This window comes from Armatimonadota bacterium, assembly GCA_022563855.1.
Classification (GTDB): Bacteria; Armatimonadota; Fimbriimonadia; order Fimbriimonadales; family Fimbriimonadaceae; genus JADFMN01.
Map to the genome: position 1 here is coordinate 118,082 of JADFMN010000005.1, position 23,945 is coordinate 142,026.

Annotated in this window: 21 protein-coding genes, 1 tRNA gene and 1 pseudogene; 10 read left to right on the forward strand and 13 right to left on the reverse strand. The window is 60.3% G+C overall.

What is annotated here, in order from left to right:
- Positions 1 to 123: 123 nt before the first annotated feature.
- A complete protein-coding gene (locus IH944_08155; protein ID MCH7904525.1) occupies positions 124 to 786 on the reverse strand; it encodes a PEP-CTERM sorting domain-containing protein in 663 nt (220 codons plus the stop codon).
- A gap of 95 nt (positions 787 to 881) precedes the next feature.
- Positions 882 to 1,559, reverse strand: coding sequence for a PEP-CTERM sorting domain-containing protein (locus IH944_08160; GenBank protein ID MCH7904526.1), 678 nt, complete (start codon positions 1,557 to 1,559; stop codon positions 882 to 884).
- 277 nt (positions 1,560 to 1,836) lie between these two features.
- Here IH944_08160 and IH944_08165 point away from each other — a divergent pair, with 277 nt between their 5' ends.
- Positions 1,837 to 4,044 (forward strand): PD40 domain-containing protein, encoded by a 2,208-nt coding sequence (locus IH944_08165; GenBank protein ID MCH7904527.1) that lies wholly within the window; start codon positions 1,837 to 1,839, stop codon positions 4,042 to 4,044.
- A gap of 211 nt (positions 4,045 to 4,255) precedes the next feature.
- Positions 4,256 to 6,484, forward strand: a complete 2,229-nt coding sequence (locus tag IH944_08170) for a PD40 domain-containing protein (GenBank protein MCH7904528.1) — start codon at positions 4,256 to 4,258, stop codon at positions 6,482 to 6,484.
- Between the two features lie 353 nt (positions 6,485 to 6,837).
- Here IH944_08170 and moeB read toward each other — a convergent pair whose 3' ends face one another.
- On the reverse strand, positions 6,838 to 7,932 hold the full coding sequence (gene moeB, locus IH944_08175; protein ID MCH7904529.1) for a molybdopterin-synthase adenylyltransferase MoeB: 1,095 nt from the start codon (positions 7,930 to 7,932) through the stop codon (positions 6,838 to 6,840).
- 221 nt (positions 7,933 to 8,153) lie between these two features.
- On the opposite strand from moeB, the gene IH944_08180 reads away from it, so the two are divergent.
- Positions 8,154 to 9,413 carry a hypothetical protein gene (locus IH944_08180; protein ID MCH7904530.1) on the forward strand — a complete coding sequence of 420 codons (1,260 nt, stop codon included), beginning with the start codon at positions 8,154 to 8,156 and terminating at the stop codon, positions 9,411 to 9,413.
- Positions 9,414 to 10,013: 600 nt separating this feature from the next.
- Here IH944_08180 and IH944_08185 read toward each other — a convergent pair.
- Positions 10,014 to 11,018 (reverse strand): annotated as a pseudogene (locus IH944_08185) (excinuclease ABC subunit UvrA).
- Positions 11,019 to 11,097: 79 nt separating this feature from the next.
- Between IH944_08185 and IH944_08190 the strand changes: the two are divergent.
- Entirely contained in the window at positions 11,098 to 11,625 is a 528-nt protein-coding gene (locus IH944_08190) for a hypothetical protein (GenBank protein ID MCH7904531.1), read from the forward strand.
- A gap of 112 nt (positions 11,626 to 11,737) precedes the next feature.
- On the opposite strand, the gene uvrA is transcribed toward IH944_08190, so the two are convergent.
- Positions 11,738 to 13,750 carry an excinuclease ABC subunit UvrA gene (gene uvrA / locus IH944_08195; GenBank protein ID MCH7904532.1) on the reverse strand — a complete coding sequence of 671 codons (2,013 nt, stop codon included), beginning with the start codon at positions 13,748 to 13,750 and terminating at the stop codon, positions 11,738 to 11,740.
- Positions 13,751 to 13,853: 103 nt separating this feature from the next.
- Between uvrA and IH944_08200 the strand changes: the two genes are divergently transcribed.
- Positions 13,854 to 14,135: a hypothetical protein gene (locus IH944_08200; GenBank protein MCH7904533.1), complete on the forward strand. Its 282-nt coding sequence runs from the start codon at positions 13,854 to 13,856 to the stop codon at positions 14,133 to 14,135.
- A gap of 56 nt (positions 14,136 to 14,191) precedes the next feature.
- Here IH944_08200 and IH944_08205 read toward each other — a convergent pair.
- Positions 14,192 to 14,268: transfer RNA gene (locus tag IH944_08205), tRNA-His, on the reverse strand.
- Between the two features lie 73 nt (positions 14,269 to 14,341).
- Here IH944_08205 and IH944_08210 point away from each other — a divergent pair.
- The 3 genes from IH944_08210 to IH944_08220 all read left to right on the forward strand — a co-directional run bounded on the left by IH944_08210 (position 14,342) and on the right by IH944_08220 (position 17,039).
- Positions 14,342 to 14,947, forward strand: coding sequence for a ribonuclease HII (locus tag IH944_08210; GenBank protein MCH7904534.1), 606 nt, complete (start codon positions 14,342 to 14,344; stop codon positions 14,945 to 14,947).
- Entirely contained in the window at positions 14,926 to 15,270 is a 345-nt protein-coding gene (locus IH944_08215) for a YraN family protein (GenBank protein MCH7904535.1), read from the forward strand. The genes IH944_08210 and IH944_08215 overlap by 22 nt, the downstream gene beginning before the upstream one ends.
- Before the next feature lie 299 nt (positions 15,271 to 15,569).
- A complete protein-coding gene (locus IH944_08220; protein ID MCH7904536.1) occupies positions 15,570 to 17,039 on the forward strand; it encodes a glycosyltransferase family 39 protein in 1,470 nt (489 codons plus the stop codon).
- Between the two features lie 2 nt (positions 17,040 to 17,041).
- On the opposite strand, the gene IH944_08225 is transcribed toward IH944_08220, so the two are convergent.
- The 5 genes from IH944_08225 to IH944_08245 all read right to left on the reverse strand — a co-directional run bounded on the left by IH944_08225 (position 17,042) and on the right by IH944_08245 (position 21,457).
- On the reverse strand, positions 17,042 to 17,638 hold the full coding sequence (locus IH944_08225; GenBank protein ID MCH7904537.1) for a hypothetical protein: 597 nt from the start codon (positions 17,636 to 17,638) through the stop codon (positions 17,042 to 17,044).
- A gap of 179 nt (positions 17,639 to 17,817) precedes the next feature.
- Positions 17,818 to 18,486, reverse strand: a complete 669-nt coding sequence (locus IH944_08230; protein MCH7904538.1) for a hypothetical protein — start codon at positions 18,484 to 18,486, stop codon at positions 17,818 to 17,820.
- 69 nt (positions 18,487 to 18,555) lie between these two features.
- Positions 18,556 to 19,194: a helix-hairpin-helix domain-containing protein gene (locus tag IH944_08235; protein MCH7904539.1), complete on the reverse strand. Its 639-nt coding sequence runs from the start codon at positions 19,192 to 19,194 to the stop codon at positions 18,556 to 18,558.
- Between the two features lie 132 nt (positions 19,195 to 19,326).
- Positions 19,327 to 20,247: a PD40 domain-containing protein gene (locus IH944_08240; protein ID MCH7904540.1), complete on the reverse strand. Its 921-nt coding sequence runs from the start codon at positions 20,245 to 20,247 to the stop codon at positions 19,327 to 19,329.
- Positions 20,248 to 20,374: 127 nt separating this feature from the next.
- Positions 20,375 to 21,457, reverse strand: a complete 1,083-nt coding sequence (locus tag IH944_08245; protein MCH7904541.1) for a PD40 domain-containing protein — start codon at positions 21,455 to 21,457, stop codon at positions 20,375 to 20,377.
- Positions 21,458 to 21,749: 292 nt separating this feature from the next.
- On the opposite strand from IH944_08245, the gene IH944_08250 reads away from it, so the two are divergent.
- On the forward strand, positions 21,750 to 22,073 hold the full coding sequence (locus IH944_08250; GenBank protein ID MCH7904542.1) for a hypothetical protein: 324 nt from the start codon (positions 21,750 to 21,752) through the stop codon (positions 22,071 to 22,073).
- A 33-nt stretch (positions 22,074 to 22,106) separates the two neighbouring features.
- Here IH944_08250 and IH944_08255 read toward each other — a convergent pair whose 3' ends face one another.
- Positions 22,107 to 22,514, reverse strand: a complete 408-nt coding sequence (locus IH944_08255; GenBank protein MCH7904543.1) for a hypothetical protein — start codon at positions 22,512 to 22,514, stop codon at positions 22,107 to 22,109.
- A 57-nt stretch (positions 22,515 to 22,571) separates the two neighbouring features.
- On the opposite strand from IH944_08255, the gene IH944_08260 reads away from it, so the two are divergent.
- Positions 22,572 to 22,970 (forward strand): hypothetical protein, encoded by a 399-nt coding sequence (locus IH944_08260; GenBank protein MCH7904544.1) that lies wholly within the window; start codon positions 22,572 to 22,574, stop codon positions 22,968 to 22,970.
- Here IH944_08260 and IH944_08265 read toward each other — a convergent pair.
- On the reverse strand, positions 22,967 to 23,911 hold the full coding sequence (locus IH944_08265; GenBank protein MCH7904545.1) for a hypothetical protein: 945 nt from the start codon (positions 23,909 to 23,911) through the stop codon (positions 22,967 to 22,969). The two genes, IH944_08260 and IH944_08265, sit on opposite strands and share 4 nt — an antisense overlap.
- Between the last annotated feature and the right edge of the window lie 34 nt (positions 23,912 to 23,945).

A 23,945-nucleotide genomic window follows, 5' to 3' on the forward strand; every position in this document is an offset into this window, starting at 1 on the left:
ATGCTATGCACAGGGGACATTGGCTGCCAGGTCGCCCACGCCGTCGCTGGCGAGTGGCGAGGGATGAGAACCGGTGCCCTGCCTCTCGTCGAGGCCGGGCACCGGATCACTTGCGGGCTTGCGCTAGCCTTGCTTTCGGCGTCGCCGCGCGGCGAGCGCCGCGAGGCCGATGCCGAGCGCGATCATCGTGGCGGGCTCCGGAACGAGCAGGAGCGACGCGCCGTCCACGAACCCGGAGTCAGCTCCGATCGTGGTGTTGACAAAACTAACCTGGAAGCCAACCCAGTTGGCAGCCCCAGGGATATCCGAACGGTAGTACAGCCCTTGCCAGGTTGACGTGTCATTGTCTAAAACCATTGCCCGGCTGTCAACGCTTATCTCGTTGAACCAGTCGAGGTTGGTCCTATAATAAGACACTATGAGATTGACCCTAGCAGCGTCCGCGTCCGAGTTATACCAGGCTTCCACTTCGAGCTCGTTTAGGGTGCCACGGTTCGAAATGTCAACGAATTGAAACGCCTGCGTAACGACCCCGCCAGGGTCGTCCATTTTGAGCATCCAGTTGCCCTTATAAGGAATAACGCCGCCGGTCGGACCCGTGTCACGAACGGCTCGCTCGACTCCCCAGAGTCCAGGCTGGAGCGGGTTCACAATGCCCGCAAGGGGTACGACGTTATCAGTCTCAAACCCTCCGTATACTAGAAGGTTTTGCGCGTGCCCGAGCGTTGGAAGCGCAAGGACCGCCAGGCCGACCAAAGCAAGTTTGGTCCTACGTGTCATATTCATTCTTTGCTCCTCATTGCCAATCCCCACCTCAACTGTGGGATGCTTGCCCTGCCTCCACATCACGCTGCGCGGGGATGTGGAGGCAGGGCAGCGGATCACTTGCGGGCTCGCGCGAGCCTTACTTTACTGCGTCGCCGCGCGGCGAGCGCTGCGAGGCCGATGCCGAGCGCGAACATCGAGGCGGGCTCCGGAACGACCCCGAGCGACGCGCTGTCCACGAACCCGGAGAAGTTAGGGCCGAGGGGGTTGTTGAGGGAGTTGTTGTCAAACATAACCTGGAAGTGGACCCAGGTGGCATCCTGAGGGATCGTCGAAAGGAAGTACAGCCCTTCCCAGGTTGTCGGGTCATCGTCTAAAGTGATACTCCGGCTGTCACCGCTCAGAAAGCTCTGGGCAAAGTGGAACTTATAATAACCCACGTTGAGTCTGGCCACAGCAGCGTCCGCGTCCGAGTTATACCAGGCTTCCACTTCCAACTTGTGAAGTGGCTCCAGGCCGGTAATGTCATTGAATTGCCACCCCTGCGTAACGACGCCGCCAAGCCTGTTCATATCGAGCATCCAGTTGCCCGCCTTGGGAATAATGCCGCCGGGCCCAGTCGTGACACGAGCGGCATACTCTACTCCCCAGATTCCAGGCACGAACGGGGGGCCTAAAGGGAACCCAAAGGATTGGAGGGGATTAAGCTCAAACCCTCCATCTGTTATAAGGTTTGCGCGCCCAAGCGTTGGAAGCGCAAGGACCGCCAGACCGACCAAAACAAGTTTGTTCATATGTTTCATTTTATTTTTCTCATTCACGAATTCACGCCAACCACGAACGTCCTCCTTCCTCTGATTTGAGCCCGCCAATGCAGGCCCGCTTCGACGCCGCGGTTGCCGCTACACCCAAGATGCGCGACCCCGGAGAAATGCGCAACGGGCATCTGCGGACATGGCCTCCGATGCCCGTTTTTGACCGCCATAGTCCGCCAAGAGAGGCCGTACCATGCAACCTGTGATACAATCTAACCCAGCGCTCGAAGTTCCGTCCACGAGGTTGTCGGCCACCATGCCAGACTCAGAGTCACCACTCGAACCTCGCGACTCAGCAGCGGGCGGCCGCCTTGATTCATGGAAGGAGATCGCGGCCTATCTGGATCGCGAAGACCGCACAGTCCGTCGGTGGGAGAAGACCGAGGGGCTGCCGGTGCATCGTCACGTTCACAGCAAGAGGGCCACGGTCTATGCCTTCAAGGCGGAGCTCGACGCCTGGTTGAAGGGCCGCGATGAGCTGAACGACCACGGGGACACGGCTACAGCGGCCAGGCGCCGCCGGTTTGCCTACGTACTGGCGATCGCCGCTGCGGCGGCCCTCATCGCGATCGCCTATCTCTTCTCGATGGGCTCGGCGGGTTTCGGTTCGGGCAAGAGCGTAGCTGGCGCCTTGATCAACGGCGCGTCTGAAGGTGCCAATCACGATCCCAAGTACACGATCCTCTTCGGCGACGTTCCTCAAGGCCCCTCTGTCCGCCAGCCGTCGTTCGACATCTCCCCGAGCGGCGATCGCGGCGTGTTCTATGAAGTAAGAGACGGGGCGCCGGGCCAGCTCTACCTTTATGAGCAGTCCGGCTCTGTGGTCCGGCCGCTCTTAAACGACCTTGGACCATGGCAGGGTTTCCGCTATCCGAGCTGGTCCCCCAGAGGACGCCTCATCGCGTACGTAGCGGACAGGCTTGCGGGGTCGGGAACAGAAACAGCAGCACGAGAGCGAAACCGGGTTGCTGCAATATTCGTCGTCAGCCCGGACGGCGGCACGCCCCGCCAGATCGGTCCGACCATGCGGGAGATCCACGGTCTTTGCTGGACGCCCGACGGGCAGGGCCTCTCGTACTTGGATTCAGACAGGGGCGGCGTACACACGGTTTCGTTGGACGGCAGCGGAGTCAAGACGATGCCATTAGACACATCCATGCCTGTTTCCTTCGGCGGTTACTCTCCGGACGGCCGATGGTTGGCCATCAAGGTCCGAACCGATACCCATCTGGTCGGGATGCACTCCGAGATACGGCTTCTTTCCACAACAGGCGGCCAGGCCGTTAGCCTCACGACCGTTCCCGGGCTTCTCGTCAGCCTCACGTGGGCACCGGACGGCAGCAGCCTTTACTATTCTTCGGACGCGAGTGGCGGACGGAACATCTGGAAACTGAGTATCGACCCGAAGACGGGCGCTCCGCACGGCGATCCCGTGCAGGTGACGTTCTTTAGCGGTGCATCGGCCCTCTATCCGAAGTTCATCGGGGGTGGACGGCGAATCGCCTTCCTTCTTACAAGAATGGATAGGACGATCCATGTGGCGGACGCGTCCCGTCCAACGGAGAGCAGAAGTGTGGCGAGCGGTCGGGAGCCAAAACTCTCTCCGGACGGACAGGTCCTATACTTTCTGAAATCCGACCCGGGTGGCCCAGGAATATACGCGGTGCCGAGCGACGGCGGTACGCCGCTGCGCCTGGCCGAAAGGATCGGTCGCGATTTCGATCTGTCGCCCGACGGCGCAACCCTCGCCTACTTCCGGCACATAGGCAGCGAGGCCGCGCTCTTCACCGTGACCACACGCGGGGGCGAGCCCCGGCTGCTGCTTGAATTTGAAGGGAGTACAGAGTGGGCGCATTGGCCGCGTTGGTCGCCGGACGGCTCTCTCCTTGCATATGCGCACGGGACCGGCCTTTACGTGATACCTTCCGGCGGCGGCACGCCCAAGAAACTTGCGGAGCTGCCCCGCTGGCAAGAGCAGTCCCTGCGGTGGTCGCCCGACGGCGAGTTCATCGCCGCGTTCGGCTACCCCGACGGGTACGAGGGCAACAACAATGTGGTTGTCGTGGTGCCCGCGTCGGGAGGTGAGCCGCGACAACTCACATCTGCCGGCGCATCGAAGGAGGGCCTTGAGTGGCACCCTGACGGTCAGAGGCTGACGTACCACGTCACCATGGGGTATACGCGGCAGGTCTTTCTCGACGGCAGGCCTCCGAGCCGGCTGGTCAACCAGCCCGAGCGTTGGGACCATCTGGGAAAGTGGGCGCCGGACGGCCGCCGGTTCTTTTTCTTGAGTTATGCAGACGACAATTCCACCGTCGTCTATGTGTTCGATGAATCGACCGGTGACATATCGCCCTTCCCTTCCGGTGAAAGCCTTCCCACCTGGAGCCGCGACGGAAGGACGATGGCCTGGGTCAGTATGAAATTTACCCGTCAGATCTGGATCATGTCGGACTTCCGTTAGTTCCTCAGACGATAGGCCGTAAGCCGCAACTTGAACCTGCCAGTCAAGTTGCGGCAAGTCATGTCGGACGAGCCCATAGGGGACATTGGTGGCCACCGCTCCCCGTGGCCCACTTTGACCTCTATACAAGCCCAAAAATGGCCATATCATTGTGCCTGTGATACACTCGAACCCAGCACTCGAAATTCAGTCATCGAGGTCGTTAGCGCACATGGCAGACTCAGAGTCACAGCTCGAATCCCACGACTCAGCTGCTAGCGACCGCCTCGACTCATGGAAGGAGATCGCGACCTACCTGGGGCGCGAAGTCCGCACAGTCCGTCGGTGGGAGAAAGCCGAAGGGCTGCCGGTTCATCGACACTTCCACGGCGCCGCTGCGACCGTTTACGCTTACGAAGCGGAGCTCGACGGATGGCTGAAGGGCCGCGACGAGCGGAAGCAGAACGGGGCTAACACTTCTTTCCCAGCCGTAGCAGAAACGCGCCGCCCGATCGCTTATGCACTAGCGATCGCCGGAGCGGCGATTCTCATCGCGACCGGCTATTTCTTCTCGATGGGCCCTGCGGGTTTCGGTTCGGGCAAGAGCGCAGCTGGTGCCTTGATCGACGGCAGGTCTGAAGGCGCGAATCACGATCCCCAGTACACAGTGCTCTTCGCCGAGTCTCCAACTGGCCGCTCTGGCCGCCAACCGTCGTTCGACATCGCCCCGAGCGGCGATCGCGGCGTGTTCCGTACAATGAGAGACGGAGAGCCGCGCCAGCTCTACATTTATGAACAGGGCGGCTCAGCGGTCCGGCCTCTCGTGAACGACCTTGGGCCGTGGCAAGGTTTCCGCTATCCGAGCTGGTCCCCCAGCGGGCACCTCATCGCGTACGTGGCGGACAGGCTTGCAGAGCCGGGAACAGAAACAGTCGATGGAGAACCGGACCTGGTCTCAGCTATGTTCGTCGTCAGCCCGGACGGCGGCAAGCCCCGGCAGATCGGTTCGACCATGAGCAATGTCAGTGGCGTTTGCTGGACGCCAGACGGACAAAGCCTCACGTACTTGGACGCAACCAGGGACGGCATACACACGGTTTCGTTGGACGGTAGCGGAGTCAAGACGATATCAGCAGACACCGACACATTTATCTCCTTCGGCGGCTATTCTCCGGACGGCCGATGGTTGGCAATCGTTGTTTACCCCGAGACCGAGCTGCGAGGGGCATACCGCGAGATACGGATTCTTCCCGCAACTGGCGGCCAGGCTGTTTCCCTCCCGACTGTTGTGACATTGTTTGTCAGTCTCACCTGGGCGCCGGACAGCAACAGCATTTACTTTACTCCTGCCGTGAATGATAATAATATCTGGAAACAGAGGATCGACCCGAAGACGGGTGCTCTGCAAGGCGACCCCGTGCAGGTGACGTTCTTTAGCGGAGCGCTACCAGACCATCCCAAGTTCGTCGACGGTGGACAGCGAATCGCCTTCGTTCTCTCAACAGTTGGTGCGTGGATCAATGTGGCGGACGCGTCTAGTCCAACGAAGAGCAAAAGTGCGGCGAGCGGCATGTACCCAAAACTCTCTCCGGACGGACGGACACTTTACTATCGGCAATGGGGCTCATCTGATTCCGCGATATATTCTGTGCAGAGAGACGGCGGTACGCCGCTGCGACTAGCCACCGGGGACGGGTGGGACACCGATTTCGAGCTGTCGCCCGACGGCGCAACCATCGCCTACGTCACAAGCGAATCAATGGCGCCCGCGCTCTTCACCGTGTCCACACACGGGGGCGAGCCCCGGCTGCTAGTTGACTTCGACAAGCCGACAAGAGCCGTGCCCCGTTGGTCGCCCGACAGCTCTCTCTTGGCCTATGCGCACGAGAGCGAGCTTTACGTCATGCCTGCCGACGGCGGCACGCCTAAGAAACTTGCGGAGCTACCTCGTTGGAACGCGTGGAGCCTGCAGTGGTCGCCTGACGGCGAATCCATCGCCGTGCTCGGTTACCCCGATGGAACCGTAGGAGAAGGAAGCGCGGTCTACACGGTGCCCGCGACAGGAGGCGAGTTGCGCCAACTTACGCCCGCCGTTGATTACATATGGACGCTCCAGTGGCAACCTGACGGTCAGAGCCTGCGGTACCAGGTCCGCATGGGTGACAGCATAGATGATAGCGAAACGCGGCAAGTGTTTCTCGACGGCAGACCGGTGATCTCCCTAGGCGACCAGCCGTTGAACCGGTATCTAGCGGGCAGGTGGGCGCCGGACGGCCGCCTCTTCTACTATGTTAGATTTGGAGGTGGAATGAGCCTGTATGTGTACGACAAAGCGACCGGCGAAAGATCACTCTTTGCTAAAGGCGGCAAACTTCCCAACTGGAGCCGCGACGGAAAGACGATGGCCTGGGTCACTATGAAACGAACCAGTCAGATCTGGCTCATGTCGGACTTTGAGTAGTTCTTCAGACGACCGGCCGTAAGGCACAATCTGAACCCTCCATACGACGCGTATGGAGGGACTGCCTCATTCGATCACCGCAACACCATTCTGAAGAGTGGAGCCACCCGACGCGACCTTAAAGCACCACCGACAGTCCCCTCTCCCTGAGCCTGGGGAGAGGGCTAGGGTGAGGGGGTAGACAATAGAAGTCCTTTCCGATTTTCATTCCCCGGATGCCTCAGAGGAAAAGGCCGGAGCAAGGCTGAAAGGACTTTGTCTGTTCGCTCCCCCTCCTCAATCTTTACGCGGGTCGATGTCTCCACTGGAGACAGTCGACGCGGCAAATCCCTAGGCTCAGGGGGAGGAGGCGATCAGTACTGCGCCATCGACGGATCGACGTCGTCGATCCATGCGCGGATGCCGCCGCGGAGGTTTTTGACTTTGCCGAACCCCGACGTGCGGAGGAAGTCGCACGCTTCCGCGCTCCGACCGCCCGTCAGGCAGTGCACGACGATCTCGTCCGCCGTGTCCAGCTCGTTGACGCGGGCGGGGAGGTCGCGCAGGGGGATGAGGCGCGCGCCGGGGATCCGGTTGATCTCGTGCTCGTGCGGCTCGCGCACGTCGATGAGAACGAACCGCTCGCTTCGGTCCATCAAGGCCTTAACTTCGACAGCCGAGATCTCGTCGTCGAACCCGACCTGGTTCGAGCCGTGGCCCGGCACGCCGCAGAACTCGTAGTAGTCGATCAGCTCCGTGACGGTCGGATTGTCGCCACAAACAGGGCACGACGGGTCGCGCTTGATCTTGACCTCGCGGATGCGCATGTTCAGCGCATCGTAGAGTAGCAACCGCCCCACCAAAGTTTCGCCAACACCGAGGATGAGCTTGACCGTCTCGGTGGCCTGGATCATGCCGATCATCCCGGGAAGGATCCCCAGGACTCCGCCTTCCGCGCAGCTAGGAACCGTTCCGGGAGGAGGGGGCTCGGGGTACAGGCACCGGTAGCACGGTCCGTCCGGGTGCGCGAAGATCGTCGCCTGTCCGTCGAAGCGGAAGATCGAACCGTAGACGTTCGGCTTGCCGAGGATCACGCACGCGTCGTTGACCAGAAACCGCGTCGGGAAGTTGTCGGTGCCGTCCACCACGATGTCGTACTCCTTTAATATGCCCAATGCGTTTTCGCTGGAGAGCAGCACTTCGTGCAGCACGACCTCGACTTCCGGGTTGATCGCCCGCACCGTCTCCGCCGCAGATTCCAGCTTGCTGCGCCCAACATCGTCGGTCCCGTGGATCACCTGCCGCTGCAAGTTCGTAAAGTCGACGACATCGAAGTCAACGATCCCCAATCGACCGATCCCCGCCGCCGCCAAATACATCGCAACAGGCGACCCCAGCCCACCGGCGCCAACAACAAGCACCGAAGCCCCCTTGAGCTTGACCTGCCCTTCCAGCCCGACCTCGGGCATGATGAGGTGCCGGCTGTACCGCAGCGTCTCCTCGTGCGAGAGGCCGGTCGTCGGAGACTGAGTTCTATCGCCGTCCACTACGACATCTTAGCTCGCAAGGTGGCCCGCCCGACCGCAGCGACGCCAATTGATGCCGTTGCGCGCTCTGCGGACACACGCTCAACTACACGGACGGAAACTGCTGTATCATTCTTACTGTGGTCGTCAACAGAGGACGAACGATGAGGAGCAAGATCGCTTTCACCCTGGCTTCTGTAGGCGCGACCGCTTTGGTAGGTGCCCAGGGCGTCGTATTCGATGCCGAGGAGATGGCGAAGCTGATGCCCGGATACCGCCTCGGCTCCTACACCCAGATCTCGGACGGTGTGGCGCACATCCTGCTGCTCAAAGAGGTGATCGATCTTCCGGAACAGCCCGGCAGGCAAGGGGGTGGACAAGTAGGATCCCGGACCGCCGCGAAGGAGATATACCCGCCGTTGCCGACGCGGCCCGTCGCCGTAGAGCTGTTCGCCGTTGATCCCTCTTTAGATATCACAGTCGAAGATCTTCCGTGGGGCAACGACCCGCGGCCGTACTGGCACACCGAACTCGTCGACATGGGCACGTGGCGCGGACACAGGTGGTTCGCCGATGCGTTGATCCCCATACAAGAGTACATAAGAGGGAAGCTAGGGTTCGAGGGTGGCGACGATAGGATTGCGCTGCTCATTAAGGGCCTCGGAGTCGAAGACAGCGGAACGATGACGCGAAACTCAAGCGAGAGGCAACTTGCAGCGTTCGGCGAAGAGGCGGTCCCGTACCTTGAGCAGGCGATCCACGCATCGCAAGAGCAGGTGTCCCGCAGTGCCCTCAGGACCCTCGGAAAAATCCAAGGCGACCGTTCGACGAAGATCCTCCTTGATCACTTCTTTGGCGAGAGCCCCAAGCTGTCCGCTTCCGCCGCGTACGGATTGATTAACAAGCCGTACCGTCCGCAGGCTAAAGAAGCGTATCGACGGATGGCTGCGGAGCAGTACTACTTGCAGCATGTTGCGGCGGCGGTCTTGGAGTTCCAGTGGAAGGACTTCGCCCCACAATTCTCTGCCGTTCTTGAAAGCGCGGAAAACTCAAGCGGCTACTGGATCGCGTTCAAAGCGCTGCGGGCGCTTGGGGGCAGACCAGTGCCTGAGTCGCTCATAGAAGCAAAGGAGAAAGTGAGAACGAGTTTGTTCATGCGGGATCGAGACGAGATCAGTTTCGAGGATCAGCGCCGCGTCTTTCTTGAGTCGCCTGACGTCGAAGCGGCTACCCTGCTCGCCATCATGCTTTCCCGTTACTCCACAAAAGGCGTCACATCACGGATCAACGCGTTCGGCCTTTCGGTGCTCGACGATCTTCCGAGGGAGAAGGTGCTCGAGGTTATGCGCCGGCTTGAAAGTTCGCTCAGAGACGAGCGTGGCAAAGAGGCGGTCCGGTCATTGCTCTCCCGCTGGAAGGACTGAGCCGCAGAATTGGTGTCCAGAGCTCACTTGGCACTGGCAGTCATCTTCGCGCCGTTTAGCACACGCTTCAGGTAGTCGCCAGTCGCTGACGCCTTCGTATTATCTTGTCCTCAATGTGAGTTGGTATCAGGCGACCAGACGCTGTTTGTGCAGTTGACAAACTAATTTGTAGCGGCCATTACTTCAGATGGCCTTGTTCCACGAAATCTTCCTAACTTCAGACGACCCGTTCGTATGTCCAATTTGCTCACCATTTCATGGCCAAGTCTATCGGACAGACGAGGGGCCATATCCACCCTTGCACCCGAACTGCAGGTGCGTTCGTGTCTTTATCGATGTCGAACAGCACGACTGGATCAAGGCAAGAGATCGCATGCTCGATTGGAACAGAGCCCGAAGGAAGTAGGAGAGCGATGTGTCGGCTCAAACGCGCCACGTTCATCGTCAGGCGACCACAAAACCCCGGATCGTGGATGTTGGGCGTAATAGGAGTTTGGATCACGCGGGATTTAGGCGGACAGGCGCACAACACGGCGATTCCAAATTGAGGTTCGGAGGTTTACGTTTGAGCGACAGGCTATCTCCAAGTGAGCTCAGCAATCAGCTGGTCTTCTGAATGGCCAGCACGCGCTTCAGGTACCCGCCAGTCGCTGACGCCTTCACCTTAGCGACGTGCTCGGGCGTGCCTTGCGCGATGACCTCGCCGCCGGCGTCGCCGCCCTCGGGGCCGAGGTCGATGATCCAGTCGGCGGTCTTGATCACGTCGAGGTTGTGCTCGATCACGATCACCGTGTTCCCCTTGTCCACCAGGTCGTGCAACACGCCGAGCAGCCGCCGAACATCCTCGAAGTGCAGCCCCGTCGTCGGCTCGTCCAGTATATATAGAGTCGATCCGGTCGCGCGCTTCGACAGCTCGGTCGATAGCTTTACGCGCTGTGCCTCGCCGCCGGAGAGCGTCGTCGCGGGCTGTCCCATGTGCAGATACCCGAGCCCGACCTGCTCCATGGTCACGAGCTTGCGGTAGATCTTCGGGATCGGTTGGAAGAACGCGCACGCCTCTTCGATCGTCATTTTCAGAACGTCGGAGATCGACTTGCCCTTGTACTTCACCTCGAGCGTTTCGCGGTTGTACCGCTTCTCTTTGCACACCTCGCACGGCACGTAAACGTCCGGCAGGAAGTGCATCTCGATCTTGATGATCCCGTCGCCGCGACACGCCTCGCACCGCCCGCCCTTTACATTGAAACTGAACCGCCCCGGCTTGTAGCCGCGCAGCTTCGCGTCGGGCGTCATCGCGAACAGCGTGCGGATCATGTCGAACGTGCCGGTGTAAGTCGCGGGATTCGAGCGCGGAGTGCGGCCGATCGGCGACTGGTCGATGTCGATCACCTTGTCGAACTCCTCGTGCCCCTCGAGCGAGTCGTGGTCCTGCCACACCCCGCGCGTGCCGTAAACCTCGTACATCAAACGCGGGAACAGCGTGTCCTGCACGAGCGTCGACTTCCCGCTCCCGCTCACGCCCGTGACGCACACGAACAGCCCCAAGGGGATCGCGACGTCGATGTCCTTGAGGTTGTGCCCCCGCGCTCCGCGGACGACGAGCCAGTCGGCAGCCATGTGGACAAGATTCTACACTATTCAATTCTGAGATGCCAGGATCAGGTTCGAATGTCATAATAGAACGGTGGCGCATCGCAAAGATTGGACGGTCGAATCTGGTACGCCAGAAGAGATTGAGAAGCGTCGGATCGGAAAGTGGAGGGCGATGACCCCCACTAAGTTTTGGTGGACTACATTGTTAGGACTTCTTGTCCTAGCCGGCTTGCTATCCTGCGCCGCTGGCAGAAACGATGCGGAGGACATTACTAGTAGTGTTCCGATCGGCAGCCGACTCGCAGACCTTGATCAGTATCTCGAAAGGTGGGATTTAGATTCCGGTGACGTGATGCAATGGATACCAACGAGCGAGCCCCCCGATAGTGACGACTTGCAATTACGAACAGATGGGGTCCGAATAAGTACCGACTACGGGACATTCCTCCAGAAGAATGTGGGCACATACTATAGTTGGAATGCGTCCGCCGAGGAGCGCAACAAATTTACAGGTGAGATCGTCTTCTTTCATCATCCTCATTGGAATGCGGAACTAATAGCATTCATTTACGTCAACGGGAAGCTCGTACAGACGGACTGGGGTTACCTTCCCGGTTGAGTTTGTGACGACGCGCCCGACGGGCGATGAGTCCATCATTCGCTCGCCGCTTCGCACATCGTCGCAATGTAGGTGATCTGTCCTTAGTGGTAGCAAAGGTGGCACCGCGCGTTCACATCTTCACCCTCCTTCGCACGGTCACCTTGATCTTGCCGGCCTTGCCGTTTGTCGTTGTCACGACCGATTCCAGTGGGTTTGGCGAGCGCGGCTCGCGGCGCGACATCGGCACGGCGATCTCGTCCTTCCCGTTCAGAAAGATCGAGGTCGGCGAGTTCTTCTTCAAGAACTGATCCAGCGTCCCTTGATTGACAACTCGGCCGCCGTGCTCGCCTGCTCCGGGGCCCATGTCGATCAGCCAGTCCGCCGCGCGCATCGTCTCTTCGTCGTGCTCAACCACGATCACGGTGTTGCCGAGGTCTCGCAGGCGCTTCAGCGTCTCGATCAGCTTTCTGTTGTCGCGCTGGTGCAGCCCGATCGACGGCTCGTCCAAAATATAGAGGCATCCCATCAGGCCCGACCCGATCTGTGTCGCGAGCCGAATCCTCTGCGCCTCCCCGCCCGCGAGGGTCCTCGCGGACCTGTCCAGGGTCAGATAAGAAAGCCCCACGTTGTTCAAGAACCGCAGCCGCTCGACGATCTCTTTGATCGCGCGCTCGCCGATCGTGCGCTGTCGCTTGCTCAGCTTCTTCGGGAGCTTCTTGAAGAACTCCAACGCGACCGAAACGCTCATTGCAGTTAGTTCCGAAGCGTTCCGATCTGCGATCTTCACCGCCAGCGACTCCGGTTTCAGGCGCTTCCCGTCGCACGCCGGGCACGGCTTCGTGCGCATGTAACGCTGCAAATCGCCGCGCACCCATTCGCTCTCGGTCTGCTCGTACTTCTTGCGCAGAACCCTGATCACGCCGTCCCAGCGCGACTGGAACTTCCGCTCGCGCGAGCCGTACTTCATGATCACGGTTACCGGCTCCTTCAGACCGTTCCAAACCGCGTCGAGCTGCTCTTCGTTCAGGTCTTGAAATGGAATCGAGGCGTCGAAGCCGACAGCCCGTCCGACGCCGTCGAGCACCTCCGGCCACCACTCCTTCACCTCGCCGGACTTGTAGACGAACGGAACGATGGCTCCCTCACGCAACGGCAGCGAAGGGTCGGTCACGATCAGATCCGGCTCGAACTCGGTCTTCGTGCCAAGCCCTGTACACTCTGGGCAAGCGCCGTATGGCGAGTTGAACGAGAACATGCGGGGCTCTAGCTCCGGCATCGAGAACCCGCATGTCGCGCACGAGTAATGCTCGCTGAACAGCAGGTCGATCCAGCCTCTAGCTCCCCCTCCTCCATTCTTGACGTCAGACGAAATGGAGGAGGGGGTTGGGGGGTGGAGGCTTTTCGACTTATTTGAACGGCGCGCTCCCTCGTAGCTCACGGTCGCAAGCCCCTTGCCCATCTTCAGCGAGGTCTCAATCGAGTCCGCGAGCCGCCGCTGGATTCCGTCTTTCATCACGAGCCGGTCGACGACGACCTCGATCGTGTGCTGCTTGTACCGGTCCATCGGGATGTCGTCGGTGACCTCGTACATCTCGCCGTCGACGCGAACGCGCACGTACCCTGCCTCCTGGATCTCCTGCAGCTCTTTCTGATACGTCCCCTTGCGCCCGCGCACGATCGGCGCGAGGATCTGCATCTTCGTCCCCAAGGGCAGCTCCATCGCCTTATCGACGATCTGGTCGGTGGACTGCCGCTCGATCGGCTCGTCGCAGTTCGGGCAGTAAGGCGTCCCGGCGCGCGCGAACAGGATGCGCATGTAGTCGTAAAGCTCCGTGACAGTGCCGACCGTGGAGCGCGGGTTGCGGCTCGCGCTCTTTTGATCGATGGAGACGGCCGGGGAGAGTCCTTCGATGTGATCGACGTCCGGCTTTCTCATTTGCCCCAAGAACTGCCGAGCGTAAGCGCTCAAAGATTCAACGTACCGCCTCTGCCCCTCCGCGTAGATCGTGTCGAAAGCGAGGCTGGACTTGCCGCTGCCGGACAGCCCCGTGATCACGACCAGCTTGTCCCGCGGAATCTCCACGGTGATGTTCTTTAGGTTGTTCTCGCGCGCGCCGACGACGACGATCTTGTCCTGCGACATTGGCCTGCGATTCTACCCTGTGAAATAGTAGACATTTGTGTTTTCAGGACGCCAGTTATCCCAGTCGTGCGCGATTCTTCGCAAGTTGCGATACTATGGAATCATGCGAGTTTTACTCTTCGCGCTTCTAACTTTGTTCGTCGTTGGCTGCGGCAAGCCGGTCGAGCCGATGGCCGAACCTCCAGACGATGAGCAGGCGTCGCAGCAGCCTGCCAAGAGCGAAGAGAGCGTTGGGATCTTGCCAACTGCCGGAGCAGGTCTTGCGCCGGTGACGGGCTCGGACAGCGTCACAGGCTCTGGCGGAGGCGGCACTCACCAGGCCGCGAAAAACATGGCGAAGAAGGTCGGCGGCTCCAGCAGTATCGACGACTACGACTTCGACTAGCCGCAAGGCGGCAGCTGCCAACTGCCAACTGCCAACTGCCAACTGCCAACTGAATCTGGGGCGGATGACGGGACTTGAACCCGCGGCCTCCTGAGTCACAGTCAGGCGCTCTAACCAGCTGAGCTACACCCGCCGCGCAACAGTAGATTATGGTGTCAGTTCCGGCATACTGTCAAACGATGGCCTCCGAATGGCCCGCTTGACAGATGCCTATTCTGATACACGAGCCCGACGTCGCAGGCGCCGATGAGGCCGGACGCGGCCCGCTCGCCGGGCCGGTCGTCGTAGCAGCTGTCATCTTGCCTCGCGAGTTCGACGCATCCGGTCTCGACGACTCAAAGAAGCTGTCTCGCAGCCGCCGCTCGAGTGAGGCGCGGCGAATCATAGAGCATGCGGATTGGGCGGTGATCGTCGTCGAGCCTGCCGTGATCGATCGCAAGAACATTTTGCGGGCGTCGCTGGACGGAATGGCGGACGCGCTTTGCGCGCTCAAGATCAAACCCGCGAAGGCGCTAATCGACGGGAACAGATTGCCTCCGTACAATGATGCCCCCGTAGAGGCGGTTGTGAAGGGCGACGGGAAATACGCGTGCATTGCCGCAGCCTCGATCTTGGCGAAGACAGAGCGCGACCGCATCATGTGCGAATACGCTCTGGAGTATCCGGAGTACGGCTTCGACCTGCACTTCGGATACGGGACTCCGGAGCACCTCGACGCGCTGCGCGAGCACGGCCCGTGCCCGATCCACCGCCGCACTTTTCACCCGGTCTCCGATATGGTGAACCAACCATGCCTGATCTTCGACGAGTAGGCGCCGAGGCCGAAGATCGCGCGGTCGATCACCTTCTGAAGCTCGGCTACACGATCGTCACCAGACGGTTCAAATCCCGCCGAGGCGAGATCGACGTCATCGCGTTTGACGGAGAAGTGCTCGTGTTCGTCGAGGTCAAGTCGACCGGCAAGGACGACGTTGAACCGGAGCTGGCTGTTGACGAAAAGAAGCTTGAGCTGATCTATGACGCCGCCGAAGAGTATCTGCGCAAGTCGTCGCACGAACCGAGGGTTACGCGATTCGACCTGATCGCCGTGACGCCGAGCGCGCTCCGCCATCACAAGGACGCGTTCCGAATCTGAAGGTTGGGAGGGCGAGCGTCCTCGCAAGCCGATTCGGAGCGCGGACCTTTTGTCCGCACCCCGGCCCCTGGACTCTTAGTCCTGGGCTAGCAACGGTCTTGCTTACTGATTTCCAATGGTTCATGCAGCGCCGCACCGAATGCTCACGGGCTGTCGCGCCGTTCGCAGAGCAGGTCTTGAGACCTGCGCCACAATGGGGTGCGGGCCAAACGCCCGCGCTCCGACTCCCGAACTTCCGGACCAACCCGAACAACCCCGAACTCCCGAACCCCAAAACCGCAACCCGCTAAACTAGGCCGATGCAGGCACGGCGGGACTGGCGGACATGGGCGCTTGTGCTTGCTTGCGTCTTGCCGTTCGTCGGATTCTGGTCGACCGGCCTGACCGATCTCGACGAAGGGTTCTACAGCGCGGTCGTCAACGACATGATGCTCCGGGGGGACTGGATCACGCCGACGATCAACGGCGCGGCGTGGTTCGAGAAGCCGATTCTTCTCTACTGGCTGACGATCCCCGCTATCACCTTTTTCGGCGACACGGTCGGGCCCCGTTTGCCCTCGGTGCTCTGCACTCTGGCGACGGCGTTCGTTCTGTTCCGTTTCTTGCGGCGGTACTTTTCGCTGGACGTCGCGCGGCTGGCTGCTGCTGCGTACTGCGGTTCGCTTCTGGTGGTGGGGCTCGGGCGGCTGTTGATGACCGACGCGCCGTTCGTGCTCGCGCTGGTGATTGCGTTCACGACGTTCTGGGACTCGTTGAACGGGAACCCGAAGATGCGGACGTGGACTGCGGTCGCGCTGGGGTTTGCAGTGCTCGCGAAGGGGCCGGTCGCGGGGCTTCTGTTCCTGATCGTGGCGGGTTTCGTCTATTGGCGGATGCGGGAATTGAGGCCGAACTTCAAGGGGCACTGGCTCGCCGGATCTGCGCTGTTCGTGCTCGTCGTGGGCGCGTGGTACGTGCCGTGCTATCTGGTGAACGGCGACGTGTTCGTCCAGCAGTTCCTGATCGAGCAGAACATCGGTCGGTTCCAAGGAACTGACCTCGCGCACCAAGTCCCGTGGTGGTCGCACCCGATCTACTTCCCGGTGATCTTGTTCCTCGCGCTGATGCCGTGGTCGCTGTGGGCGATGCGCGCGAAGTGGTTTCAGCGGCCCGAGGATCCACTGCGCCGCTATCTATGGATATGGGCGCTCGTGCCGCTCGGGTTCTTCACCGTCAGCCTGACGAAGCTGCCGCACTACATCCTCCCGTCCGTCGCACCTCTGTTGATCATCACGCTGCTCGCGGTCTCGGAAAGAAGGGCGGAGAAGGGGCAGTACGACATGTGGCTGAGATGCGCGTTGATCTGGTCAGTGCTGGTCGGCGTATTTGCGACGACGGTGTTCCATCTCGACTACCAGATGCGGTTTGCCGAAGTGCACGTCATCGCACAGTACGTCCGCGATCAAGAGGGCAGCGTCGCCATCTTCCGCACAGGCAGAACGGACAGCGACGTCGCGATCTCGCTCGATATAGACGAGTCGCCGCCGTACTCCGTCTACCACTACCTCAAGAGGCCGGCCGAGATGACGGACGACCTCGGCGACGTGCTGCAGATGGAGTACCCGGTCTGGGTGATCACGCGGCGCGGGCGGATTTCAGACGACGACATCATCCTTGCCATAGAGATGGGTTACGCTCTGAGCCGCCCGGAGACGCCGTTCGAGCAGAACCAGTTTCAGCTGTGGAAGGTCGAACCCCTAGATCGGTTCACAGACTTCGAACCGCGCTAGCCTTACGAATCGTCTTCGACGAGTTTCAGAGAGATATTCCCGACACCTTCCATGTCCCACTCGCTGCTGACAAGGAGACCCCGGGTGATATTGAAGACCGATTGTTGCTTGAGTTCGGAAGCACCTACGAACGGGATTGTCAGGGCACCCTCAAAGGTAAAGTGAGCCACCTTTCCTTTGCGTTCATCGATCTTTTCGAGCTTTCCGCGCAGATCGATTCTAGCGTCGCTGAATGCATAGGCGACCTTGAACTCCTCGCCTACTTTCACCGCTTCTTCGGGCAGGTGCATTTGTGCCAGAAACAGGTTGACCGCGCCTGTCGATTTGCCGATCAACCGTCCTCGTTTGCTGATCGAGGACGACCCTGCCGGAAGGGGGCTTGTGTCGCCACTGAACGCGACCTCAGCCCAAGTTACGGTGAAGGCCTTCTCGTCCGCCTTTGTGACAGTGATCGTCATGAGACCGTCGCCGTCGTAGGAGCGCGTCTTCATGCCCACGATGTAAGTGAACTTGTCGCCCAGCTTCCACCCAAGCTGGAAGTCGATCTTGTCCTGAACCGAGGAGCCCAGGATTGCGACACAGGCTAATGCAGTGATCATCGTCTTGCTCCCTCTGTCGTCAGTCTATCACCACGGCAAACCGCCGTTCGAGCGGAACTGTTTTCAACTGTACAAAGTAGAGCTGATAGATCGGTTAACGGACTTTGAACCGCGTTGACTACAGCCGAACGTACGGTCGGATTCTCGTCGCCCGGCGAAGCCTGTGCGGGCAGTTGCTGCTACGTCGCCGTTTCGTCAGGGTCAGTCGTTGGATAGAGCGTGTGGAGCGTGATTTCTCCCTTGTACCGGTCGCCTTCGTCCTCGCATTCCTCGAACTGCAGGTCGATCGGCTCTTCGTCGGTTATCGAGTAGATCTCGGTCGCGCAACGAACGAGGAGATCCGTCAGGTGGTCCGCGTCGATTGTGACGGGCCACTCTAACATCTGGCTCCCTTCGCCTGCGCTGATGCCTTCGATTTCGTAGTCGAGAGACGGCTCGATCCCCATCTCTTCGAAGAAGGCCCGGGCGTGCACTTCTCGTCCTGGCTCTGCGGATCGACTGATGCACAGAGTGATGGAAACGTTGTCTTCTTTCTTTTGGATCAGGAGCCCCTTCTCCCCATCTGTCGAAGAGATTGACACACTCGAATACCAGTTCTCCGATTCGAGCAGCCGCTTCACATACGGCCCGAGATTCCGAAGCCCGTTGCGCTCGTAGCGGTCGGGGGGCGGATTGTGTTTCCAGCCACTTGCCAGCACCTTTCCTCTCGAATCCGTTACGACCTCGAACTCCCAGTTGGGCCCAGGACACTGGGCCAGCTCCTCGGCGAACCTCTCGTGCAAGTCGTCTGTCTCTTGGACCAATCGCTTCATGCGAGCGGCCTTGCCGAACATGCCGAATAGACCCATAACTCAGTGATAGTATGGGTCAGAGCGAGCGATCAGTGCTCATCCTGCGAAGACTGCCACCATCGTTAACTACAGCCGAATATACGGCCGAATCTTGGCCAGCGTCTTCGGGCCGATGCCCTTGACCTTCACCAGCTCGTCGATGGATTTGAACTTCCCGACGCGCTCGCGGTACGCGATAATCCTGCCCGCATACGCCGGGCCGATTCCTGGGAGCAGATCCAGCTCCGCCGCCGACGCTTCGTTGATAGAGATCGAGGCGAGCGGGATGTCCGGCTTCTTGGCAGCACCCGCAGTCGAGCCACCACCCGAAAGCCCGTACCAGCCGAGGTCGACCGGCACGTCGATCGTCGGCACGATCAGCTTGCTGTCGGCGACCAGAACCGCCGCGCGATTGAGCAGCGTCAGATCAGCGTCTTCCGTCGTGCCGCCCGCCGCTTTCAGGGCGTCCACGACGCGCAGCCCGGGGTCGAACTGGTAGACGCCGGGGTTCTTTACTTCGCCGGAGATGTCGATGACGAGCTGTCCGCTCTCCAAGCTCGAGGGGTCGATCGTCTGCGCGCTGAAGCTCCCGCCGTCAGACGTATAAAGCTGGAACGGCTTCGGTTTCTGGAGGTAGTTGTAGCCGATCGAGCCGACCGTGATAGAAGCGATGACGGCTGCGACGCCGATACCGATATTTCTGCGCTTGTCCTGCGACCGGAACATCTAGTGGCCTCTCGATGAGCGGGTATTTCATCGCCAGTATGCCCGTATACGCTCGAACTGTCAAACGCCGCTACCCCCGGGGAGTGCTATCGCAGACCTCCAGACGAGTTTCCCGTCGGCCAGCCGCTGGACTCAATTCTTCTTCTGCCGGAGTGGGAAGCAGGGGTCTTGATCGTCATCTTCGTTATCCGTAAGCCGCGTAACTCCTGTGCCGTCCGCGTTCATCACGTAGATCTCTTTCCTGAAGAACTCGTTCTCGGCGTCACGCTTGGAAACAAACGTGATCTTCGAGCCGTCCGGGCTGAAGGCAGGGCTGTGATCCTCAGCGACGTTGTTCGTCAGTCGCGTCTGGCCCGTGCCGTCCGCATTCATGACGTATATCTCGTCGTTGCCGTCGCGGTCAGACCGAAACACGATCTTCGACCCGTCAGGGCTGAACGCGGGGCTTCGATCCTCGGCGGCGTTGTTCGTCAGATTCGTCCTTCCCGAGCCGTCTGCGTTCATGACGTAAATGTCAGTGGTGCGGTCTTGGATGGACCAATACGTGATCTTCGACCCGTCTGGGCTGAACGCAGGGCCAAAATCGAATGCCGCGTCGTTCGTCAGGTTCGTCTGCCCTGTGCCGTCGGCGCTCATGACGTATATATCAAAGACAGACTCGCTGGAGGACACATACGCGATCTTCGAGCCGTCCGGGCTGAACGCAGGCTCGTGCTCGTCAGCCTCAGTGTTCGTCAGCCGCGTCACTCCGGAACCGTCCGCGTTCATGACGTAGATATCAAAGATAAATTGGCCGACTCTGTTAGACGTAAACGCGATCCTCGACCCGTCAGGGCTGAACGCAGGAGTGCTGTCCCACGCCGAGTCATTTGTCAGCCGCGTCTGTTCGGAGCCGTCCACGTTCATGACGTAGATTTCCCAGTTGCGGTCGCGGTGGGACTGAAACACGATCTTGGTTTCTGCCTCAACACCTCCGCCGACGTCGCCACGGCCGCCCCCTTGCAGCGAGGGGACCGCCAGGACAACCACGGCCAAAGCACAGAGCCTCTTCATCGGTCAATCCTCTCTCGCCCAGCCTCCGTTGCCTGAGCCCTGGAGGCATGGCGTCCTCAAACTTTACCCGGCAACACTCGTGCGTCACCACGAAGTCAGGTTCCAACAGCCCGGCCAGCCGCCTTACTCACTTCTTCTTCTGACGGAGCGGGAAGGAGGGCGAGCCATCGAAAGCCGCGTCGTTCGTCAGCCGCATCACTCCTGTTCCGTCCGTGTTCATGATGTAGATCTCATAGTTGCCGTCCCGTTCGGACACGAACGCGATTTTCGACCCATCGGGACTGAACACTGGTCCCGTATCGCCGGCCAGGTTGTTCGTCAGATTTGTCTGCTGTGAGCCATCAGCGTTCATGATGTAGATCTCGTGGTTGCCATCGCGCATGGAGTGGAACGCGATCTTCGACCCGTCCGGGCTGAACTCTGTGCGCACGTCATTGCCCGGGCTGTTCGTCAACCGCGTCAGTTCAGTGCCGTCCGTGTTGACGGTGTAAAGGTCGTAGCTTCCCCAGTCCCCGGCCACAAATCCGATCTTCGACCCGTCCGGGCTGAACGTTGGATAGACGGCGTGAGCGTCGATGTCGGTCATTTGCTCGACACCTGTACCATCCGTGTTCATGATGTAAATCTCCCGGTTCCCGCCGCGTTTCGATGTGAAAGTGATCTTCGACCCGTCCGGGCTGAAGTCATAGGGGTAATCCCCGTCCACGATGTCTGTCAGCCGCGCGAGTCCCGTACCGTCTGTGTTCACGATATAGATCTCCGGGTTGCCATCGCGGCGGGATCCAAAGGCGATCTTTGATCCGTCGGGACTGAAGATTGGGAGATAGTCGAAGGCCCTGCTGATCGTCACCCGCTCCAGTTCGGTGCCGTCCACGTCCATGATGTAGATACCACCGCCGCGTTCAGAGAGGAACGCGATCTTCGATCCGTCAGGGCTGAACGCAATCTGGGACTCGCGGGACCGACTGTTCGACACGTTTGTCTGCCCTGTGCCGTCGGCGTTCATGACGTAGATCTCGCCGTCTCTCACCCACACGATCTCGGTTCCTGCCTCCTCACCGCCGTCGACGTCGCGGCCGGGCACAGACGCTGTCTTGGTTTTCGCCTCCCTGCCACCTTGGGCGTCGTCACTGCCGCTGAACGCGAAAAAGAGCAGCAAGGTCACGATCGCGGTCAGGACGACCACGAGCAGACCAGATTGCTTGTTCATCGTTCACTCCTCTCTTGCCCAGCCTCCGCAGACTGAGGCCGGGAGACACAGCGTTCTCTCAGTGTACCAGCGAGCAATCGCGCGGCGGCGTTCCGCAAGAGGTATGTTGCGTAGTTGATCTGGCACGTGTCGAACGCAGCATCAGAGTGACAAACATAGTCTGCCATTTGATTCTCTCCATCCCCTGAGGCCTCCCGATTCCCCTAGATTTGAACCTGAAGTGGTCGCTGCTGGCACTCTGTTGCAGGTTTCTTCGGTACTTGCTGTCGTGCCTTAGGGCTAAACTGTTCTCATGAGCATGGACGATTCACCGCCGATTGTCGATCAACTCAGTGGTACCCGGACCCTCTCCCTCGTTGCCGAAGGAGAGTCGGTGACGATGACGCTCATGGACGGCGACCAGACCATCGCGAAGATCGGCAGGGCAGACCGCCACGAACTAAGGTCTGTGTTCGTTGCCGGCGCCACGATCGTGCCGTTCGTCGAAGGCGCCGTGGTCGGCTTCCGCATGCAGTCGGACAGCGCTACGGTCAGGTTCAGCAAAGATGCCGGCGTGCTGGCGGCGTTCGACGCATCCGAGGTCCGGGCCGCTATATTCCCCGAGGACTCGTACTAGCTCGAGCGTCATCGCAGCCTGAGCAGAAAACCGCTAGTCTGTAACTAGCTGGCCTCGGTCGTTCTGAATCTGCACGACCAGCCAATGGCCTACGTAGCCCAGGACGTACCCTGCAACCACCGACGCGAGAACGACCGCCCAATACTGGAGCGTGAACGCCTCAGCTTCGAGCAGCCTGGGGAAGAGCGCCACGGCGAAGACCGCTGACAGCACGCCCGCGCAGTTGCGGTCGGCGAACCGCCACCAGTGCGTCGCGAGCGCCCACATCGCGCCGCCGTCGATGATGCCGACCCCCATGACGAGCAGGCGCACCCACATCTCCGCGTGAGCAAGTTGGTCGAACGCTAGCCACGCGTAGAAGAAGATCACCGGCACGACGCACGTCACGCAGGCCACCGTGGACCGCAGCAAGTACTCGCCGTCGAGCCAGCTCTTAGCCATACAACTATTATCCGTCGGTTTTGCCGAGTTCGCGGCCTGTTGCTGTAAGCTGGTCGTATGGGAAGGATCAACATGGGGCCGCTTGCTACTGTAGTCTGCCTAACGATCGCAGGGTGTGGCGACCGAGCTGATCCACCGATCGCCGGGGTTGAGCAGGGGAAGACAGAGGTGTCCGAAAGGGGTACACCGTTCGCCCCAGCGGAGCTCGATTGGGAGTTCGCCGTTTGGATATGTTGGGTCGACGGTCGAGAAGCCTGGCAAGTCTATGATCTGCTCAATGAGAGCGGCATCTCAGTCCGCGCAGGTGATCCACATCTCGGCATGGAAGGAATTGGTGTTTTCGAAAGGGATGTGGACAGAGCCTTCGAGATCGTAAAAAAGGACAGCGCGGAGAAGGGGTACGCAGTGGTAATGCACGGGTCAGTACTGCAGGCTGACAGGGACTCGTCGCATTAGCTTGTTCGTCCTGGTGAACGACTGTCAAACGCGACCTGCTCGAGGAGCGCATGCCGCCAACCGCGCGTTGAGACGAAACACCCTTCCACGCGGAGCAGGTACAGGCAGCGCTCCAGGATCAGTGCGCCGGCGTGGATCGTGAGTTCGCGGCCCTTCTCTAGCCCAGGCAAACCCGCTCGTTCAGCTGCGGTCAGGTCGCACAATGTGCCGACCGCGCTGCCGACGTCCGAATAACTGAGGTACGCGCCGTGAACGAGCGCAGCATCCCACGTAGTCATCCTCTCACGCATGGTCACCAGGTTCGTCCCCGTCGCGCCGAGAGTCACAGCGACGTTTGGTTCGCTGGCCGGGGGCTGCGCCGACAAGGCCGAGTCGATCTGCGACGTGGCCGCGAGCCGCTGGCCGCCGTTGGGGCTGTCGTAACCCAGCACTTCGTCGCAAAGTCCGAGCGCGCCGATCCTGTAGCTCGTCGATGACAAGGTACTCCACGAGTCGCCGTCTCGCTGGGCGATAACGATCTCCGTCGAGTGGCCTCCCGGATCGACGATGGAGATGCACTCGTGTGAGGCAAACACAGGGTCCTCGAGCACACAGAGAAGCCCCAGTTCGGCTTCTCGCTCGCCTGAAATGACCTCGACCGGCGTGCCCTGCGCTGCCGCCTTTTCACGAAACTCGTCACAGTTGGATGCGATTCGCAGCGCCATCGTCCCGACCGCGGTCACCTTGGCAGCGCCGAACCCGGCCGCTCTCTTATTCGCCTCCGCAATCGCGTCCAAGGTGCGAGACATAGACTCCGGCTGAAGCTCACCGCCCGAGCCAAGCCCGGTGCCGAGACCGGTCACCTCGCTCGATTCAAACACCGTGCGCCAACCTGAACCGTCGAACTCCGCCACCAAGAGCAGGATCGAATTCGAACCGACATCGATGACCGCAGCACGCACGGGCGGAGTCTACTTGCCTGCGGCCAGTACAATT